We start from the raw sequence: 18,892 nt of genomic DNA on the forward strand, positions 1-18,892 counted from the left end.
GCTCCGCTCGCCGGGTTTGTGGTTGTGTGGAGGCCCGGCAATGGGGCGAAGCCATGCCGGATTTCCAGCCTTGCGTAAGTGAGGAAAGGGAATCTCCAGGGCTGAAGTCGGCATCCTCCTGATCTGCGCATGGCTAATCACGCTCAATTCAAGGCATAGGAATGGGTTCGGCTATCGATGCTGACCTGACTAACTATTTGCATGCGCGCTGAACAGGCATTTCTTGCGCAAAAGCGTTTCATCGTTTTACTGCGCCTTCTCCCTCTGTAAGCCCGACCCGCCCCGGTTGCCGCGCTCTCTCCGGATTTCATGTTTTCGGAGAGGATTCCCATGCGTAAGTGGTACGAGGAACAGCTACAACGTGTCGCCGGCCACGATATTTCCGACGAAGAGCTGGACAGAGAAATTACCGATAGCGCCAAGGCGCTCAGTTTCGACTTCTGGATGTTCGGGGTTCGCTTGCCGGTCCCCGTGTCGCGCCCGGCCATCGAGGTCCGCGGTAACTATCCGCCGTCGTGGCAATCGCGATACCGCACGCCTGGCTACGTCGAGATAGATCCGATACTGCGCCATTGCAAGGTGTCGTCGGTTCCGCTGATATGGACGGCTGAAGCGCCTTCGTCCGAGCGGCAATACTGGGACGAGGCCAAGGCGCACGGTATTCGCTACGGATGGTCGATGTCGCTGCGCGGTCAGTTCGGCGCCATCACGTGGTTCACGCTGGCGCGGGACACCCATCCGATTTACCCGGATGAACTGGCCGTCACGGAGTGTCCGATGATCTGGCTCGCGCACTTCGTCCACGCAAGTCTCGGCGCAAGGTTGTTGCCGGCCATGTTCACGGACGGCATGCCGCACCTTTCGTCCCGCGAGCGCGAGGTCATGGGTTGGACCGCCGAAGGAAAAACCGCGTCGGAAATCGGAGCGATTCTGGGCATCGCGGAGTCCACCTGCATTTTTCATATCACCAATGCCACGCGCAAGCTGGGTGCGGTCAGCAAGACGCACGCGGCCGTAAGAGCTGCTGTTCTCGGGCTCATCGGCTAGGCGCGGAGCGCCGGATCGCGCGGCATTGCGCTGCACCCCTCCCATTTCCTGGAGCTGCCGGGCTACGTGCGTTCGCGCTACTTTCTGCCTCGGGCTTCACTCGTCTCGACACCAGATCGCAATGTACTTTCTCCAGCTCGCAATCATCATCCTGGCGTGTCATGCGTGCGGCTATCTGGCGGAGCGCGTCGGCCAATGCCGGGTGGTTGGCGAAATCACGGCGGGGCTTCTACTGGGACCTTCTGTCCTCGGGGCGCTCGACCCGGGTATCCACGACCTCATCTTCCCGGTGAGTTCGGCATCGAGCATGTCGCAGCTAGGCGAAGTGGGCATTGTCCTGCTCATGTTCGAGATCGGCATGCACCTTCACCCTCCGGAGCGGCGCAGCGCTGCCCGGTTGGGTGCCGGATTGCGCCTGCCCGGACTGATCGCGGCCCTGGGACTCGTGATGCCGTTTGTTCTCGGCGTGGCAGTAGCGCTCTGGTCGAAGGACGTCCTGGCGCCAGGCTTTCCGACCGTTCCGTATGTGCTGTTTTGCGGCGTTGCGCTGGGGGTGTCCGCAGTGCCGGTGATGGTGCGTATCGTTGTCGATCTCGGGCTCAATACGAATCCGCTGGCGAAGACGGCGCTCTCGGCCGCCATGCTGACCGATGTGGCGGGCTGGATGCTGCTGGCCGTGGTTGCGTCAATAGCACATGTGCACAACGGCGTGGGCGAGCTGACGCTTGCCCTCGGTGGCATTGCGCTGTACTCGATCGGGTGCGTGGTCATCACGCGTTACGCGGTTCAACCCATGTTGATACGGGCGGCGCAACGCAACGATATGCAGGCCGTGTTCACCATCGTCACGTGCTTTGTCATGGTATCGGCCGGCATCACTGCCAGTCTGGGTTTTCACAGCGCCTTCGGCGCGCTGCTTCCCGGGATGCTCCTGCGCGACGTCCCAGCCGTGCGGGAACAATGGGACAGATGGTTCGGCGGCTTCCTTCGCACCATTCTGATGCCGGTCTTTTTCTCGTACGCGGGACTGCACACATCGATCTCCCTGATCGAAGGGGGCAACGCCTGGTTCTGGCTCTGCGTGTTCCTGGGGGCAGGATTTGCCGGGAAGTTCGGCGGCTCCTATCTTGCCGCGCGGATCTGCGGCCTCGCGCCGGGCGACGCGGCATTCATCGGTTCGCTCATGAATGCGAGAGGCTTGATGGAACTCATCGTGCTCTCGATTGGACTGCAACTGGGGATTCTTCCGCCCAAGGTCTACACGATGCTGGTTCTGTTTGCTCTCTTCACTACTGCAATGACGACGCCCCTCGTGCGCCGACACATGCGGGCGGGAAATCAACCGTTGGCGGATCCGCAACGCTAGACGGTTGCGTGATCTTCAATCCAGTCTTCCTTTCCTGAAGGTAACCATGAACGTAAGCAGGCAAGAGATTGTCGAGCGTCTTCGTAACATCGTCGCAACACGCCTTGACGTGGATATTTCACCGGATCGGATCGGCCTGACCGATGGCTTCCTGTCCGTAGTCGGGATCGACTCCGTTGGCTTTATCGAACTTCGCTACCAGTGTGAGGAGGAGTTCGGAATCAGGATCGACGAGAACGATTTCGTGCCGGACAACTTCCTGAACTGTGACGTGCTGTCCGGATTTCTTCTGACGAAGCTGAGCGCGCTCTAGTCTCAAACCAGACTCCAGGTTTAACAATTTGGATACCTATGCATATAACGGACTTCGATCATCTGATTACCGAAACATCGAGCGTCGCGTTGCCGGAAAGCGATGCGGCAGCCCCCGGCCAACTGGTTGCCGGATTGCGGGCACGTGCTCTGCCGGAAGGGGCCGCGGTGCTGATTTGCATGCCTAACGGCCGCAACCTGCTGAAGCTCTTCTGCGCGCTAGTGGCAGCGGGCTATGTGCCCGCGATGTTGCCGCCGGCCACACCCGTTCTGCGTCTACGTCAGATGGCGGAAGACTTTGGCGCCGTTGCTGTCGTCAGGCCGCGGCTGGGTGAGGAGTTGTGCAAGGAACTGCACATTGAAGCGGTCAACCGGCGGGCGGGTTGGGAAGTCGGCTTCTTCCGCACGCTTGCGAAACCGGTCACCGAGCCGGGCGAAGTGATCCTGACCACCTCGGGCACCTCCTCGCACTTCAGCAGCGGTTGCGTGCACTCCTTCGACTCGCTCAGGGCCAATGCACACAAACATGCGGCTGAGATTAACCTGGGTGCGACGGACACGATGCTGATCAACCTGCCGTTGTATTACTCGTTCGCGCTGGTTGCCCAGGCAATCGCGAGCATCGAGTGTGGCGCGAGGCTGGTTATCAGCGGGCCGCCGTTCATCGGTTCGCAGTACGTCACGGATCTGGCGCGCCATCGGGTTACGGTGAGTTCCGTAACGCCGGTCCTGATGCGGACCTTGCTCGCGCATTCCGCTGCCGCGCTGCCGGAGACCGTCCGCGCGCTCACAGTGGGGGGCGACTTCCTTGCACCCGATCAGGCGGCGGCCTTCGTCCAGCGTTATCCGGGCAAAGAACTTTACCTGACCTACGGCGTCACCGAAGCGGGGCCGCGCGTCTCGACCGGGCGGGCTCATGAGGCGAACGCAAAGCGGTTTGCTTCCGTCGGCCGTCCGATGCCCGGCACCCTCGTGCGCCTGCTTGACGTGGACGGACCGGCGCAGGAGGGCGAACTTCTCGTCCATTCGGACACGCTTCTGAAGCGGAAGATTGGTCGCAACGCCCAGAGTCCGCTGATCGAAATGGATGGACAGACGTGGCTGAAAACCGGCGACATTTTCGAAATCGACGAGGACGGTCATCTCTTCTTCAAGCACCGGAAATCGGACTTCATCGTGCTGAACGACGAGAAGGTGAACCTGGCTGCGATCAAGCAGTTCTGCCGTGCGCTGCCAGGCGTGTTGACCTGCAAGACGCGATCGATCCGGCGTGCCGATACCGTCGACGGATATTTTCTTGAGATCACGGTGGACGATATGCTGGTCGGGCCGGCCGAGGCCGACGCGATGAAGGCGGAGATCATGAAGGGGTTAAAGCATATCGAACGCCCGAGCAGCCTGACGCTGACACCGGTGAACCGGCAGCAGTACGAATTTTACAAATGAGGATGTGTACCGTGAATCCGGGCATTGACGAGCTGACTCGCGCAATCATCGCGAAGTACGAGTTGAAAACCATCGAGGACGTGCTGCAGATTATTCCCCTGCACATGTGCCATATCACCCAGGAGCCGGAGGTTTTCAAAACCTGGCCGGCCAATCTTGTACGCCTGACCTATCCTCGCGTGGAATGGCCCCAGCATGAAGCGGTCTACGCGCGCTATCGGGACGAGGTGATTCCGTCGCTCTCCCTCGGCGACTATCTGAGCGCATTTATCGAACCGGACCGTCCGCGCCTGCCGTGTTTCTGCACCGAGATGAGCGATGTAGCGGGCACGCTCGTCAGCGCACTGCTCGCGCAACCGGTCTATGCGATCCGCAAGATCTACGTCAATTACCTGTATCTGCCACAACCCTGGCACTCCTTGAATGCGCTGGTGACTGGCGGACGGATTCGCTACTTCGATTCCTCCGCCTACCGGCAGGTCTTTGACAAGTCGCGCCGCAAATTCGTGCGCCCTGACCAACTTCCTGGCTTCGATAAAGCGGACGTGGAACCGCGCTTTCTGGTTAGCGATAACTGGCTGCAAAGCGAACCCTTCGCGCGGACGATTTCGCTGATGGGGGCCGCGATAAACGACAGTTTCTACCCGAATCCCATCGACAGCGACAAGCCTGACGAGTATCTACGCATCTACGGTCAGGCGAGGCGCACAGAACACGTGCCGCGTAATGACGCGAGCCTTGCCTGCATGCCGGCGCAAGGAGATGCGCCATGAGCGAACTCGCGATCACAGGTATGGCCTGGCACACCGCGTTGGGCCGCACGCTATCAGGCGTGTGGCAGCGGCTGCTCGACGGTGAGACTGGGATTGCGCCGTCCCCCTCGCCGCATGAACTGAAGAACGACCGGGTGGCGAAGATTGCGCTGGCAGACCGCGCCGACGCACGCGACACCCTCGAGCACCTCACCCGGCAAACCGTTGCTGCCGCGGCGGAGTATGCGCAACTGGATCTACCGCGTCAGGCGGCGCGTACATGGTTGATTGTAGGAACGAGCTTCGGCGCGCGGCTTGACGACCCGTTTGCCGCCGCTGAACCGCTCGAGCGCTGGGTGCAGGAGATCGCCGACGGATTCGGACTCGAAGCGGTTGCGTTGTCCACTGCCTGCTCCTCCGGATCGGATGCTCTTCTGCTTGGCGCCGAGCTGATCCGCGCTGGACTTGCCGACCGCTGCATTTGCGGTGGCGCAGACGTGCTGGGAGACTCCAAGCGCCTCGCGCATTCTGCGTTGGGCACCATGTCGTCGACCACGTTGCGCAGCTTCGATCACCGTCACGACGGCACGATTCTCGGCGAGGGCGTTGGCTTTCTGGTCCTCGAACGGCGCGGCGATCGTCCGGTGCGGCCGCTCGCGATCCTGCGCGGCGCAGGCTCATCCAACGATGCAGCGGGTTTGACCGCGCCCGACAAAGACGGCAACGGCATCAGGCTCGCCATCGAGCGGTCGCTGAAAAACGCCGGGCTGCGCTACGAGGATATCGGCGTGGTGAATGCGCATGGTTCAGGAACCCTGACCAACGACCGGATCGAGAGCGCCGCATATCTCGCGTTATTTGGCCACTCGCGGCCCGCGATTTTTGCAACGAAGGGAGCGTTTGGCCATTCGCTCGGGGCAACTGGCGCGCTCGAGGCGATCGCGTTGATTCTCGCCCTGCAGCAACAGGTGATACCCCCCATACACGGACTGGAAGAACCCATCGCGGGTTTCTCGCTGCCCATGCCGATGGGCCGTCCTGGATCGATTAGCACGGCCTATGGACTCAGTCTTACGGTCGGCTTTGGCGGCTTCAACACCAGTCTGGTTTTTCAGGGGGCAGCGGCATGACAGGCGAGACCCTGGCATGGGCGCGCGGTTACGCCATCGTCGACAGCTGCGAACGTAGGAGCATGGCTTACGAGCAACTCGATCCTGAAATCGGGAACGGTCTCAGGAACGCTGATCCGACGGTATGGCCCGTGCTCGACTCGGTCGCAACGCTGTACCGCGCGAACCGTGCCCTGCTTGAGCCGCATAGGGACCACGTCGGCATCATCCACTACGGCAGCGCCTATCCGAAAGCCATTGCGCAGCGCGTGATAGCCGATATGAGCCGCAACGGCCGGGTGTCGCCCGCGGCATTCATCAACGCGAACGCTGGCGCCGCGCTTTCGATCTGTTGCACCCGCTTCGGCTTTCGCGGACCCACCATGAACCTTACGATGCCGGCCGCCAGCGCACGGACGCTAGTCGACGTGCTCGCCGCGCGATGGCTGGGGCAGGGCAGCGCACGCTATCTGATCCTCGTCGCAGCCGATTTCGAGGCGGCAGCGGACATCCGGGTGACCGGCACGTTGATCAGAAGGCTTGACCTCGGCTGAAGCGAGCGGTCGAACACACTCTCCACATTACCAGATGTAACGCCTATATATAGGAATGCAAACTATGAATTACGATCATGACGTTGCCATCATCGGTTCTGGCATTTCGGGTTCGATGCTTGCCGCGATTCTCGCCAAAAACGGCGTGAACGTCGTCGTGCTGGACGCGGGTACGCACCCGCGCTTCGCGGTCGGCGAGTCGATGGTGCCGGAAAGCGCCGTGCTGCTTGAATTGATGGCGGAGCGTTTTGGCATCCCCGAGCTGGCCTATCCGGGCAACATTGCCGAGATCAACCGGCATATCGGCTCGTCGGCGGCGGGTGTCAAACTGGCCTTTAGCTTCGCATGGAACGGCTTTCGCAAGGAACACGATATCGCCGATGTGGTGTCGACCCCGGTGCTCGCGCCGGAAGCCCACCTGTTTCGTCAGGATATCGATGCGTACTATGTCGCGCTTGCGGCCCGTCTCGGCGCGGTTATCAGGCAGCAGGCACGTATCCAGTCCATTGACGTCGCAGGGGAGGGCGTCACGCTGACACTTGCCGACGGTCAGCGCCTGCACACACGCTTCGTAGTCGACGCCGCGGGTTTCCGCGCGCCGCTCGCCGACGCGTTGCAACTGCGCGAAGGCGCCCGGCCGATGCAGGCAAACACGCGCTCGCTGTTCACGCATATGGTCAACGTCGACCTTTACGAGGATGTGATCGCACCGATCGAGACACACGGTTCGCCGACTGCGTTGTCACAAACTACGCTGCATCACATGTTCGACTGCGGCTGGCTGTGGATCATCCCGTTCAACAATCAGCCGTTCAGCACCAATCCGCTGTGCAGTGTCGGACTGCAGTTCGATATCGACAGGCACGGCCCCGCGAGCCGCGATCCGGAACGCGAATTCCAGCAGTTTCTGGCTGACCATCCATCGGTGGCAAAACACTTCAAAAACGCCTCACGGGTTCGGGAATGGACCGTTGCACCGCGCCTGAACTACACGAGTCGCGAGACGGTGGGCGACCGGTATTGCCTGCTCGGACATGCCGTGGGATTCGTCGATCCGCTGTTCTCGCGAGGACTGGTCAACACATTCGAATCGATCGCAAGACTGGCACCGACTCTGCTGAAATCGCTCCAGGCGGACCGCTGGCAGCGCGAGGACCTGTTGCCGCTCGAGCGCTACAGCCTCGAAGTCGTACGCATCAACGACCGCCTCGTTGCCAACTCGTACACCGCGTTCCGGACGTTTCCGCTATGGAATGCATGGTTCCGCCTCTGGCTGAGCGGTAGCTATATCGGCGTGCTGCGTTTGCGCCGGATTCTTGCCGACTATCTGGCTGATCGGGATAACGAAGCATTGGACGCGGCGTTTGATAAAGCGACCTATCCTGGTCACCTGTCGATTGAAAGCCACCGCTACGAGCGGATGTTCGACGCCGCGTGTTCGGCGATGGAACGCTTCAAGCGCGGCGAGACTGGCGAAGCGCAAACCATAGCCACGTTACACCGTTTGTATGTGGAGAACCGCGAGCACCTGCCGCTCGACTTCTCGGACTTTGCCAACCGTTACGTCTCGCGACCGACGGCTGAATTTGCGAAGTCGCTACTGGATTGGGCGAACCACGCACCCGACGGCCTCGCGGCCAAGCTCGCGCGTGGTCCGAACGCGCGGCCGTTCGAGTTCCTCGACCGCTATCGCTACGGCGACCGGTTAGCGCTTGCCGCGCGTGCCGACGAACGTCTCGCAGAAATCCGGGCGAGCCTATGAGCGTCACCAACGAAACGCTGCTCAGCCGCCGGCAGGCCGCGGTTGCGCGCGGCGTCAACCAGGCACATCCCATTTTCGCGGCGCGGGCGTTAAACGACCGCATCTGGGATATCGACGGTAACGAGTACATCGATTTTACGAGCGGCATTGCCGTGCTCAACACGGGGCATCTTCACCCGGATGTCGTCGAAGCGGTCCAGCGGCAATTAGGCCGTTTCGTTCACACCTGTTTCGCTGTGCTGCCGTACGAGTCCTATGTTGCGGTATGTGAACGGATCAATGCGCTGGCTCCGGGCGATGGCCCTAAAAAGACCGCCTTGTTCACCACGGGTTCCGAAGCCGTTGAAAGCGCGATCAAGATCGCCCGCGCGCATACGAAGCGCAGCGGTGTGATTGCCTTTACCGGCGCTTATCATGGCCGCACGCTAATGGCCCTGGCAATGACCGGCAAGGTGGCACCCTACGCGTCAGGAATGGGCCTCATGCCAGGCCATGTCTACCGCGCGCTGTATCCGGACGCGCTGAACAACATCGACGTCGACGCGGCGCTTGGCAGCGTTGAACGCATCTTCAGAAACGACGCTGCCCCCGAAGACATTGCCGCGATCATCTTCGAACCGGTGCAGGGCGAGGGCGGAATACAGGTGGCCCCGCCTGGATTCGTCGCGAAGTTGCGTGCGTTGTGCGACCGTGAAGGGATTGTGCTCATTGCCGACGAGGTGCAAAGCGGTGCCGGCCGCACGGGTACCTTTTTCGCGGTCGAGCAGATGGGAGCGACGCCGGACCTTTTGGTGTTCGGTAAATCGGTGGCCGGCGGATTACCGCTCGCGGGCGTGACGGGCCACGCCAGTGTGATGGACGCCGTGGGGCCCGGTGGCCTGGGTGGTACCTACGCCGGCAACCCGCTGGCCTGTGCGGCCGCGCTGGCCGTACTCGACGTCATGGAGCGGGAGCAGATCCTGGCGCGCGCCCGTCAGGTTGGCGAGATCACGCGCACGGCGCTGCTGGCGATGCAGCAATGCTATCCGTTGATTGCAGACGTGCGAGGACTCGGGGCGCTGATCGGCGTCGAGTTGCGCACGCCCGACGGGCAGCCGGCAAAAGACCTCACCAGCAAGCTTGTGACGTCGGCGCGCGATGAGGGACTGCTGTTGCTCGCGGGAGGGACACACGGCAACGTCCTGCGTATGCTGGCACCGCTGACGGTCGAGCTGCGGACGCTCGAAGCGGGGCTGCGCATCCTCGACCGGTGCTTTTCGATGCTGTGCCGACCGGAGCCTGGACGCCATGACTGACCTCTCCAGACTTCTCAACGGACATCGCTCGATCCGGCGTTACAAGCAGGACCCGATTGCGCGTGAACTGATCGACGCGGTATGTGCCGACGCAATGGCCGGGGCTTCGTCGTCCGGGAATCTGAACAACGTCTCGCTGGTTTTGACACAGGATGCACAGCGCAGACAGCAGTTATACGAGCTGCATGCACGACAGCCGATGATCCTGCAGGCTCCCTTGCTGGTGACCTTTGTTGCGGACTGCTACAGGACGCGGCGCTGGCTCGCGCGAGGTGCGGCACGCGACAATTTCAACAACCTGATGGGCTATCACATTGCACTATGCGACGCGATGATCGTGGCGCAGAACGTCTGTCTGGGATTCGAGGCTCGCGGCCTGGGTGTCTGCTACATGGGCTCGACGCTATCCGTGATGAGCGGCATCGCGGCGGCCCTGAATCTCCCGGATACCTGCGTGCCGGCGGCGACGATTGTCGCCGGGTATCCGGACGAAAATCCCGACAAACGTGACCGGTTGCCGATGTCCGCGCTGGTTCACGAAGAGTTTTACCGCGACCCGAGCGACGAAGAAATCGATGCGAGCTATGCCGAACGCGAGCAGCGCGCCTGGCCGCGGCACATGTCCACCACGGCCGCGCGGTCGAAGCTCGAACTGCATGGGATCACGTCGATGGCGCAGTTGTACTCAAGTCCGCTGAAATACGACCCGGAGGTTTTCCACTCCGATTCGCGACGGTTGCGGGAATTTCTGGAGTCGAAGCATTTCATCTCCTGAAAGCCGTTGCGTTTTGCGTTGCAGGCGCTGGGTACGCAAGGCGGGCGAGTGATAAAGTCAATGCCCTCAAGACTGCAAGATGGGAGCAAGACCGATGAAAGTTCTATGCACTGCGCTGCTCGCCACTGTCGCGCTAACGGCTCACGCCGCCGAGCCCGCACCTAACCAGCAATGGCGCGCGATCCCGGCGTCGCTCCATGACGTCATCATGAACGGCTATAAGCTCGTCTCGGCGTTCGACACGCCCGCACAACAGTCATCGAGGACCGTGCGCACCTATGTGCTGCAGAAGGACGACGGCCTCGTCCAATGCACCGAATCCCACGACGGCGCCGTTGGCGAATTCAGATGCTCCGAAATCGTCCAGCCCTATCTGGCATCCCTGCAGGGCAAGAAGTAGGATTTGCCGGCCGCAGGAGCGGATGGTCGGAACGGGAACGTGAGGGAAAAATACATTGTCACGAGATCAGTGAACTTCACGTCCAAACAGGTCATCCACGATTTTCCGCGCAGCGCTATAGCCTCCCATAAGGGCGCTGACTTCGGTATCAAACGGGCGTCCGCCAGCCTCACCGAATCGGAGAGGCGAAAAAATCGCAACTGCCGTTCCTGCCTGAAAGACCCTGACTACCGCGACGTACCCAGAACGCCCTGCCAGTCGTGTGATCGGCGGTAAGCTGAATTGCGACTCGACAGATACCTGAAGAGTGAACCCTTGATATTCATACGTTCGCATCATGAACCGTTCCGCCATTACTTTTCGTGACGACACTCGCGCACGCCTGGCATGGCTCCCAGCCGCGTACAGATCGCAGTGAACTCGGGTGATGACGCGCGAGACAGGGCAATCTGCACATCGTCGAGCTCCGGGTCGTCTTCGGACTGCTGAACAATGAACTGCTTGACCCGGACGCTTCCAGTTCCAAGTGCGCGATGCAGACTGTCCAGAGAAACGCTTCCGCGCTCGGCCAGTAGCTGGATGTTGCGCTGTTGCCGCACGGAGATAAAGCGACGCTCCAGCGGCTTCATCCCGGCAAGGATGATCAGGATAATGACTGTCGCGCCGATAGCTGCGGTGTACATGCCTCCGCCCACGGCGAGTCCGATTCCTGCAACCGACCAGAGACTGGCCGCGGTTGTTAGACCGCGCACAACCTCGCCGCGCAGCAGGATCGATCCGGCGCCGAGAAAACCGATGCCTGATACCACCTGGGCTGCGACCCGCGAAGGATCCAGTACGACGTTCTTTTGAGTCAGCGCGTCTGCGAAGCCGAACGCGGACACGAGCATCATCAACGACGCGCCGACGCATACCAGCATATGTGTACGCAAACCCGCGGCCCAGTTCAGCCTTTCACGCTCAAAACCAATGACACTGCCCAGCAGGGCCGCCATAAGCAGGCGAGACAGGATTTCGAAATTGCCTATCACAATGAAGTCCGCAAAACGTTAAGTCGCGCCGAATGGTTGCCGCGGAGCGGCTGGACAGCCTCGCAGCTACGCGCTAGCGGCAGCTTTGCTATCGAGGTCGACGGCGGGGACCGCTATTGTGACATTTTTGTGACTGACGAGCAGCCGGACAATTTCTCTGGTCGGCACGCTAGTGATGACGTTCGACACCTGTTTTGGCCGAATCCAGCGGCACCGGGATATCTCATTGCTGGCTGCGGGCGTGAGGTTCGTCGGCAGGTCCACGAGGAACACGTGATGTCTTTTGGTTAGACCGCCAAACTGGAACAGAAACGAGAAGCCATCGATCCCGAGGGCGGTCTCTTCCAATAGCTCTCTTCGCGCCGCCTCGACTGGCGACTCGGAGCGCCGGATCGTGCCACCCGGCAGCGACCAGCGCGATCGGCCGCGAGTCACGAGGAGGATTTTGTCGTGTTGTCTGCACACCACGGTCGCTCTTTCTTTCATCATCACCTGATCTTTGTTCCGGTGCTATCTTTGAAGCGTATGGCGCGGCATTCCGCTCGATGGGGTTCGACGGCTGCCACGTTGACTCGATATGAAAGTGAAGTTGCCGGGACCAGAAGGCTGAAGTGGAGTTCATCCTTCAGGAGCCAGCCTGCTTTCTGTTCCCGACGTTATTGTGACGGGGAGAAAATTCAATGAAAACCCGCTCGTCATTCGAGATCTGCCTGCCGCTGGTTGTGTTTGGGGTGGCATGCCTTGCGTCGCTCCCGACGCTGATTCTTTCGCTGCTCTGGCTAACGCTTGGCGCCTGCTCGGTCGGCCACCGCTCGCTGGAAGAATTTCCTGCTGACGGAATCCCACGACATTGGCTTCACGGGCCCCGCAGCATAATCCTCTGGCTCTACCACCTGGCATGGTGGCCGTGGTACATGCGATCGGAATTGCAACAACTCGGCGGTTCCATTGCGAATGCACTCAGCAAGATGCGACACCATGGGCGTAACGGCACGACGGACACGTCCTCAAAACGACGGACTCACGACGAAGAAGGATAACGGCCCGCGGCACCACCCGTAGGGGCCTCCTCGCCAAAGCCCATGAGTCACTCTCACAGACCGGCCCGCCCGGATTGCCCGGAACTCTGCCCAGCCATCGATGTGATCCATTCTTCAAAGGCTACGACTGCGCCGTCGGTGGCGCGATCGGCGTTGATCACAAGCGCGTAGTCGGCGGCGCGCCATGTTGGCGCTGCAATCGGGCACACGAGGCGCCCCGCGGCAATCTCGCGTCCGATCAGCGGCAGCGATGCCAGTGTGACACCCAGACCCTCCACCGCTGCGGCAAGCTGGAGGTGTACGTGCTCGAATTCGACATGACGGGCCGTCCGCAGGTCGGGCGCGCCAGCCTCCCGAAGCCAGTGCGACCAGGCTGTGCGCGTACTGGCGGAATGCAGCAGGGTGTGATGGCGCAGATCGGTCACGTCCACAATGGGGTGCTGGCGCAGCAGTGCAGGGCTGCAGGCGGGCAGACGCAAGTCGGCCATCAGCGTGCGCGACACGACGCCAGCGCCTTGTTCGGGTCCGGAGCGAACGCCGATGTCGAAGGCGTCGCCGATATAGCGCAACTTGCGCGATGTGGTGGACACGCGCACGTCAATGTCGGGGTAACGCGCCTGGAAGCCGGCCAGACGCGGCAGCAGCCAGCACAGCGCGAAACTCGCCGGCACGTTCACACGCACGATGCCCGATACCCGGCGCGCAAATTCTTCGTGGCGCAACCGCGCCGCCACGGTGCCCAGGCGCTCGAACGCGGTGCTCACTTCGCTCAGCAGCGCGGCGCCTTCATCGGTAAGCACAACGCCGCGTGGACGGCGCTCGAACAACGGCAAGCCGAACCAGTCTTCCAGCAGCCTGATCTGCTTTCCGACGGCCCAGTGCGTGACATGCAAATCGGCTGCGGCGCCAGCGAAGCTGCCGTGCCGGGCTACCGCTTCGAAATTGCGCAACGCGTTAAGTGGCGGCAGGTTGTCCCAGCCCTTCGCAGTGGCGCTGTCTCTGCCCATGACGTGACTTTTTCTCTCCATTGACGCGATATTAGCTCAATTGAAGTACATCGTCGCCCTGTCATAAAATTGCCACATGGAGCCTGAACGCCCAACGGCGACGGGCCTTTCCGGTTCGCCTTGTGACAAGAGGATTGATATGCGCTTGCCCGATTTTTCCCCGTCGCTTACACAGCAGACCGACTCAGCGGATCGACAGGCCGCCCCGTCACGCTCGCGCGTGCTGTGGCTCTCGTGCGTCGTGCATGCGATGCACGATGGCTACACAGACATGATCTATGCGTTGCTGCCCGTGTGGCAGGCGGACTTTGGTCTTGATTTTGCCGCCCTGGCGATCCTGCGCGGTATTTATGCCGGCACCATGGCTACCCTCCAACTGCCTGCCGGGCGCCTCGCGCAGTGGCTGGGCAGCCGTGCCACGCTGGCCCTCGGTACTTTGCTGGCTGCGCTCGGCTATGCCGTCGCCGGGATGTCAGGCGGCCTGCTTGGTCTGTGCGTGGCTTTGGCGATTTCGGGCAGCGGTTCGAGCACGCAACACCCGATCGCTTCGGGCGCCGTCTCCCGTACCTACGGGCGCAACGCCCGAGGACCTCTGAGCATCTACAATTTTTCCGGAGACGTTGGTAAATCCGCACTGCCGGCCGCCATCTCGCTGCTCGTGACCATGATGCCGTGGCGCCACGCGTTGTGGATGGTGTCCGCATTGGGCTGCGTAATTGCTGTGGTCATCGCGCTATTTTTCCCGTCTATCCCGCGCGCTGCGCCGGTGGACGTAGAGGCGCCCGATCACCGTCGCAGCACCGCGGGAAGCGGTTTTTCCCTGCTGTTCGCGATTGGTGTGCTCGATACGGCCGTGCGCATGGGGCTGCTCACCTTTTTGCCGTTCTTGCTTAAGGCAAAAGGCGTCTCGCTGCCGATGGTGGGGACTGCGCTAGCGCTGGTGTTTATTGGCGGTGCGGCCGGCAAGTTCGCTTGTGGCTGGCTTGGAGCACGCATGGGCGTGATAGGCACGGTGCTGGTCACCGAGGGCGGTACAGCAGCCTGCATCGTCGCCGTGATGTTTCTCCCACTGGCGCTTACCATGGTGCTGCTGCCGCTTCTGGGCGTGATGCTCAACGGTACTTCCTCGGTGCTCTATGGAACAGTTCCGGAAATGGCGGCCCCCGAACGTACTGAGCGTGCATTCGCGTTGTTTTACACGGGCACGATAGCGTCGGGTGCCATTTCGCCGGTTATCTACGGTCTTCTTGGCGACCGGATCGGCGTACACGGCGCCACTTTTGCCACGGCCCTGACCGCGTTGGCGATCTTTCCGCTGGCGCTCGCACTGCGCCCGCATCTGGCCGTCGAGGAAAGACGGTGAGTCCCGCTCGTGAAGCTGGCGACGCGTATCGCCCGCGCCGCGAACAGCAATCGGCCACCGCTTGCTCCTACGCCTCCCGCTTGCTGCGCCCATACAGGAGCAGCATCGCCGCGATCACCACGCCGTAGATAATCTGGCGTCCTGCCTCTGGCATCTGCGCGACCGAGAGGATCGACTGCAGCAGCGTGATGAGGATCGCGCCGGCGACCGTGCCGAGGTACGAACCGCGGCCGCCCAGAATCGACGTGCCTCCAAGCACGACCGCCGCGATCGCCGGCAACAGGTAAGCATCGCCCATCGACTGCGCCGCTTTCGATGCATAACCCGCGAGCAGCACGCCGCCGAACGCCGCGAATCCGCTGCACACGGCGAAAGCGGCCACTGTCACGAGCCGCGTATTGATGCCTGAAAGATATGCCGCGCGTTCCGTATTGCCGATCGCGTACAGCGTGCGGCCAAAGGTGGTGCGCGACAGCAGGAATATCGTGGCGGCGCCGATCAGCACCCACAGCGCGACGGCATTCGGCACGCCCGGCACGAGCCAGCCTGCAGCGAGCCATCGCATCGCGTGTGGCGCGGAATCCTGCGGCGACGATCCCCCCGTGTAGACGATCATGATGCCTTGCGCGACCGCATTGGTTGCGAGCGTCGCGATCATGGACGGAATGCGTAGCAGCGCGACAAGGATGCCGTTGACGATGCCGATCAGCACGCCGCAACCGATCCCAACCGGAATCGCGAGGATGCCCCCGAGTTCGCCGTGTCCCGCGACGGCGCACGCCATCATCGCGCCGACCGTGATCGTCCACGGCAGCGACAGGTCGATGTGGCCGAGAAGTATCACCATCATCAGGCCGGTCGCGATGATGCCGAGGAACGCGCCCACCTTCAGCTGCAGCAGAATGTATTCCGGCGACATGAAGCTGCGCGAATACATCCCGCCGACGAGCAGCAGCGCGACGATGCACGCGAACGCGATGACGATCGGACGATCGACTTTGCGCGTGAGCCTCGACAGGAACGTGGTCCGGCTGCTTGCGGAAACGTCGCTCATTGAAACCACTCCAGACGGTTGCGCACCCTGAATAGCCCGCATGCTCCGATCGCGACAGCGAGCAGCAGAATCACACCCTGAAAGAGCGGCTGCCAGAGCGCATCGACGTTGAACACGAACAGCAGGTCGCCGATGGAGCGGAATGCAAATGCGCCGAAGATCGCGCCGATCGCGCTGCCTTTGCCGCCGAGCAGCGACACGCCGCCGATGACCACGGCGGCGATCGAGAACAACGCATAGGAGTTGGCACTGCCGAGGCTCGCTTCTCCGGTGTCCGTGAAGAACGTCAGAAAGAGGCCGCCGATCGCGGCGAGCAGGCCAGCCAGCGTATAGCTCGCGAACTTCGCGCGCTGGATCGGCATGCCGGACAGAAAAGCCGCGGACTCGGACGAGCCGGTCGCGTACGCTGCGCGCCCGATTACCGAGCGTTTGAAAGGAATCCAGACGATCACCACAGTCGCGAGCAGAATCAGCAGGCTCGCCGGCACGCCGCCGGTGACCTTGCCGGTCAGTGCGTCGGCGAGGTCCTCGTTGATCGATCCGCCGGGAACCGGGCGCAGCAGTAGCGCCAGCCCATAATAGACGGCGCCCGTCGCGATCGTGGTCACGATCGGCTGCAGACGGCCGAAAATGATGATGATGCCGTTGAGCGCGCCGCACAGCGCGCCGACCGCAAGCACGCCGACGATGCCGAGCGCGCTGTGCAGCGCATCACCCGTGACGATCCACGATCCGACGCAATTCGTCAGCACGAGCGTCATGCCGATCGACAGGTCGATGCCGGCGGTCAGCACGACCAGCGCCTGGCCCATCGACACCAGCGCCAGCAATACCGCCTTGTTCGCTGCCGTCTGAAAGACATTGGACGACAACGTCGATGGATAGTTGAAGAGATAGATCGCGAACATCAGCACGAACAGGCCGAACGCGAACGTCGTCCCGCGATTTTCCGCATACCAGTAACGCAGCCCGCTCATAGCGCGACTCCCGTGGAAGGCGAAACCTGGCCGACGGGCAGGTCCAGTGCACTTGCAATCAGGTTCTGCTCCGTGATCTCCGGCCCGGCAAGTTCCTTCTTGATCCTGCCTTCGTAGAGAACGAGCACGCGATCGCAGCAGCCGATCAGCTCGTCATAGTCGGTCGAATAGAAAACGATGGCGGCGCCTTCATCGGCGAGACGCCTGAGCAATTGATAGATCTCCTGTTTGGTGCCGACGTCGATGCCGCGCGTCGGATCGCTGAGCAGCAGGATTCTTGGCTGCCGGATCAGCCACTTCGCGATGACTACCTTCTGCTGATTGCCGCCCGACAGCGAGCCCACAGCCGCATCGACGCTGAACGACTTGATCGCGAGGAGCTCCATCATCCGGTCGACGAACGACTGCTGGCGATCGCGATCGATCACGCCTGCGGTGGACATGCGATCGAGCGCGGCAAACGACAGGTTCTCGCGCACCGACATCGGCAGCATCAGGCCTTCGGTTTTGCGGTCCTCCGGAATCAGCGCCATACCGATCTGGTTGGCGCGCGCGACCACGGGGCTCGTGATTGACACGGCTTCGCCGTCGATCTCGATCTTGCCCGTGCAGCCGCGCAACACGCCGAATAGGGCGAGCAGCAGTTCGCGCTGACCTTGTCCGTCGAGGCCGCCGAGCCCGAGAATTTCACCGGGCTTCAGCGAAAAGCTGATGCCTTGCAGCGTGTCGTTCCACGCGAGATCGCGACAGGCGAGAACCGGTTCGGCGGCGAGGCGCCGCCCGGGCTCGTCCGCGGGTTTATCCGGGAAGGCGTGCTGATATTTCCGGCCAATCATCATTTCGACAACGTCATTGTCGGTACGCGTGCCCGCCTCGAAGCTCATCACATGACGGCCGTTGCGATACACCGTGCATTCGTCCGCGAGGGCTTTCACCTCGTGCATCCGGTGCGAGATGAAGAGTATCGCGAGTCCCTCGTCGCGCAGACGTTTGAGCACTTCAATGACACGCGCCACGTCGGCCGCGGTCAGGGCCGACGTGGCCTCGTCGAGGATCAGGATGCGCGGCTCGTGCGCCAGCCCCTTCGCGAGCTCGACCATCTGCTGGCGCGACAGCGGCAGGTCGCGGACTTTGGCGAGCGGATTGATGTCGGCCGCGCCTGCGCGGGCGAGCGCTTCCTCGGCCTGGCGACGCTGGGTCCGGCGGTCGATCATGCCGTAGCGTCGCGGCGGATTCGAAGCGAAGATATTGTCCGCCACGCTCAGATCAGGGATCAGCGAGAGCTCCTGATACACGCAGACGATGCCCGCTGCGTTCGCCTCGGAGGGCGACGCGAAGGAGACCTGACGACCGTCGAGGTGCATGGTTCCCTCGTCAGGTTGCACGACGCCGGACATCACCTTCAGCAGCGTGGACTTGCCCGCGCCGTTCTCGCCGAGGACCGCATGGATGCGGCCGCTCTTCACCGCGAGATCCGCGCTATCCAGCGCGACGGCGCCGCCGTAGCTTTTCGACACGCCGGACATCTGAAAGAACGGCTGCTCCTCGTCCTGCCGCATGCTTCATCTCCTGTCCCATGCAAGATGGTTGCCGTCACGTCAC

19 protein-coding genes are annotated in these 18,892 nt (G+C 61.9%); 13 read left to right on the forward strand and 6 right to left on the reverse strand.

The window, feature by feature from the left end; translation table 11 throughout:
- Positions 1 to 330 precede the first annotated feature (330 nt).
- From P3T24_RS21885 to P3T24_RS21935, 11 genes are all read left to right on the forward strand, one after another.
- Positions 331 to 1,047, forward strand: a complete 717-nt coding sequence (locus P3T24_RS21885) for an autoinducer binding domain-containing protein (protein WP_429437776.1) — start codon at positions 331 to 333, stop codon at positions 1,045 to 1,047.
- A 121-nt stretch (positions 1,048 to 1,168) separates the two neighbouring features.
- Positions 1,169 to 2,413, forward strand: a complete 1,245-nt coding sequence (locus tag P3T24_RS21890) for a cation:proton antiporter (protein ID WP_429437779.1) — start codon at positions 1,169 to 1,171, stop codon at positions 2,411 to 2,413.
- 46 nt (positions 2,414 to 2,459) lie between these two features.
- Positions 2,460 to 2,726, forward strand: a complete 267-nt coding sequence (locus tag P3T24_RS21895) for an acyl carrier protein (protein ID WP_074264738.1) — start codon at positions 2,460 to 2,462, stop codon at positions 2,724 to 2,726.
- 38 nt (positions 2,727 to 2,764) lie between these two features.
- The gene (locus P3T24_RS21900; protein WP_429437781.1) at positions 2,765 to 4,171 is read left to right on the forward strand and encodes a class I adenylate-forming enzyme family protein; all 1,407 of its coding nucleotides are present in this window, start codon (positions 2,765 to 2,767) and stop codon (positions 4,169 to 4,171) included.
- A gap of 11 nt (positions 4,172 to 4,182) precedes the next feature.
- A complete protein-coding gene (locus P3T24_RS21905; RefSeq protein ID WP_429437783.1) occupies positions 4,183 to 4,944 on the forward strand; it encodes a hypothetical protein in 762 nt (253 codons plus the stop codon).
- Positions 4,941 to 6,053 (forward strand): beta-ketoacyl synthase N-terminal-like domain-containing protein, encoded by a 1,113-nt coding sequence (locus P3T24_RS21910; protein ID WP_429437786.1) that lies wholly within the window; start codon positions 4,941 to 4,943, stop codon positions 6,051 to 6,053. The genes P3T24_RS21905 and P3T24_RS21910 overlap by 4 nt, the downstream gene beginning before the upstream one ends.
- The gene (locus tag P3T24_RS21915; RefSeq protein WP_429437787.1) at positions 6,050 to 6,586 is read left to right on the forward strand and encodes a hypothetical protein; all 537 of its coding nucleotides are present in this window, start codon (positions 6,050 to 6,052) and stop codon (positions 6,584 to 6,586) included. Before P3T24_RS21910 ends, P3T24_RS21915 begins: the two co-directional genes overlap by 4 nt.
- Before the next feature lie 64 nt (positions 6,587 to 6,650).
- Complete coding sequence (locus P3T24_RS21920) at positions 6,651 to 8,348, forward strand: NAD(P)/FAD-dependent oxidoreductase (protein WP_429437789.1); 1,698 nt, start codon at positions 6,651 to 6,653, stop codon at positions 8,346 to 8,348.
- On the forward strand, positions 8,345 to 9,643 hold the full coding sequence (gabT, locus tag P3T24_RS21925) for a 4-aminobutyrate--2-oxoglutarate transaminase (RefSeq protein WP_429437791.1): 1,299 nt from the start codon (positions 8,345 to 8,347) through the stop codon (positions 9,641 to 9,643). The genes P3T24_RS21920 and gabT overlap by 4 nt, the downstream gene beginning before the upstream one ends.
- Positions 9,636 to 10,418, forward strand: coding sequence for a nitroreductase family protein (locus tag P3T24_RS21930; RefSeq protein ID WP_429437794.1), 783 nt, complete (start codon positions 9,636 to 9,638; stop codon positions 10,416 to 10,418). Before gabT ends, P3T24_RS21930 begins: the two co-directional genes overlap by 8 nt.
- 94 nt (positions 10,419 to 10,512) lie before the next feature.
- Positions 10,513 to 10,818 carry a hypothetical protein gene (locus tag P3T24_RS21935; RefSeq protein WP_429437796.1) on the forward strand — a complete coding sequence of 102 codons (306 nt, stop codon included), beginning with the start codon at positions 10,513 to 10,515 and terminating at the stop codon, positions 10,816 to 10,818.
- A 353-nt stretch (positions 10,819 to 11,171) separates the two neighbouring features.
- Here the strand turns inward: P3T24_RS21935 and P3T24_RS21940 are convergent, their stop codons facing one another.
- Positions 11,172 to 11,813: an MgtC/SapB family protein gene (locus tag P3T24_RS21940; protein ID WP_254368905.1), complete on the reverse strand. Its 642-nt coding sequence runs from the start codon at positions 11,811 to 11,813 to the stop codon at positions 11,172 to 11,174.
- Between the two features lie 102 nt (positions 11,814 to 11,915).
- Complete coding sequence (locus tag P3T24_RS21945) at positions 11,916 to 12,335, reverse strand: NUDIX hydrolase (RefSeq protein ID WP_429438186.1); 420 nt, start codon at positions 12,333 to 12,335, stop codon at positions 11,916 to 11,918.
- A 194-nt stretch (positions 12,336 to 12,529) separates the two neighbouring features.
- On the opposite strand from P3T24_RS21945, the gene P3T24_RS21950 reads away from it, so the two are divergent.
- Positions 12,530 to 12,889, forward strand: a complete 360-nt coding sequence (locus P3T24_RS21950) for a hypothetical protein (RefSeq protein WP_429437798.1) — start codon at positions 12,530 to 12,532, stop codon at positions 12,887 to 12,889.
- A 53-nt stretch (positions 12,890 to 12,942) separates the two neighbouring features.
- Here the strand turns inward: P3T24_RS21950 and P3T24_RS21955 are convergent, their stop codons facing one another.
- The gene (locus P3T24_RS21955; RefSeq protein ID WP_429437801.1) at positions 12,943 to 13,917 is read right to left on the reverse strand and encodes a LysR substrate-binding domain-containing protein; all 975 of its coding nucleotides are present in this window, start codon (positions 13,915 to 13,917) and stop codon (positions 12,943 to 12,945) included.
- 118 nt (positions 13,918 to 14,035) lie between these two features.
- Between P3T24_RS21955 and P3T24_RS21960 the strand changes: the two genes are divergently transcribed.
- Positions 14,036 to 15,259, forward strand: coding sequence for an MFS transporter (locus tag P3T24_RS21960; RefSeq protein WP_429438188.1), 1,224 nt, complete (start codon positions 14,036 to 14,038; stop codon positions 15,257 to 15,259).
- A gap of 67 nt (positions 15,260 to 15,326) precedes the next feature.
- Here P3T24_RS21960 and P3T24_RS21965 read toward each other — a convergent pair whose 3' ends face one another.
- The 3 genes from P3T24_RS21965 to P3T24_RS21975 are packed head-to-tail and all read right to left on the reverse strand — an operon-like array spanning position 15,327 to position 18,849.
- Positions 15,327 to 16,313 carry an ABC transporter permease gene (locus P3T24_RS21965; RefSeq protein ID WP_429288430.1) on the reverse strand — a complete coding sequence of 329 codons (987 nt, stop codon included), beginning with the start codon at positions 16,311 to 16,313 and terminating at the stop codon, positions 15,327 to 15,329.
- Positions 16,310 to 17,290 (reverse strand): ABC transporter permease, encoded by a 981-nt coding sequence (locus P3T24_RS21970; RefSeq protein WP_429405247.1) that lies wholly within the window; start codon positions 17,288 to 17,290, stop codon positions 16,310 to 16,312. The genes P3T24_RS21965 and P3T24_RS21970 overlap by 4 nt, the downstream gene beginning before the upstream one ends.
- Complete coding sequence (locus tag P3T24_RS21975; protein ID WP_429437803.1) at positions 17,287 to 18,849, reverse strand: sugar ABC transporter ATP-binding protein; 1,563 nt, start codon at positions 18,847 to 18,849, stop codon at positions 17,287 to 17,289. Before P3T24_RS21975 ends, P3T24_RS21970 begins: the two co-directional genes overlap by 4 nt.
- Positions 18,850 to 18,892 lie beyond the last annotated feature (43 nt).

Source organism: Paraburkholderia sp. GAS33, assembly GCF_050436645.1.
Taxonomy (GTDB): domain Bacteria; phylum Pseudomonadota; class Gammaproteobacteria; order Burkholderiales; family Burkholderiaceae; genus Paraburkholderia; species Paraburkholderia phenazinium_B.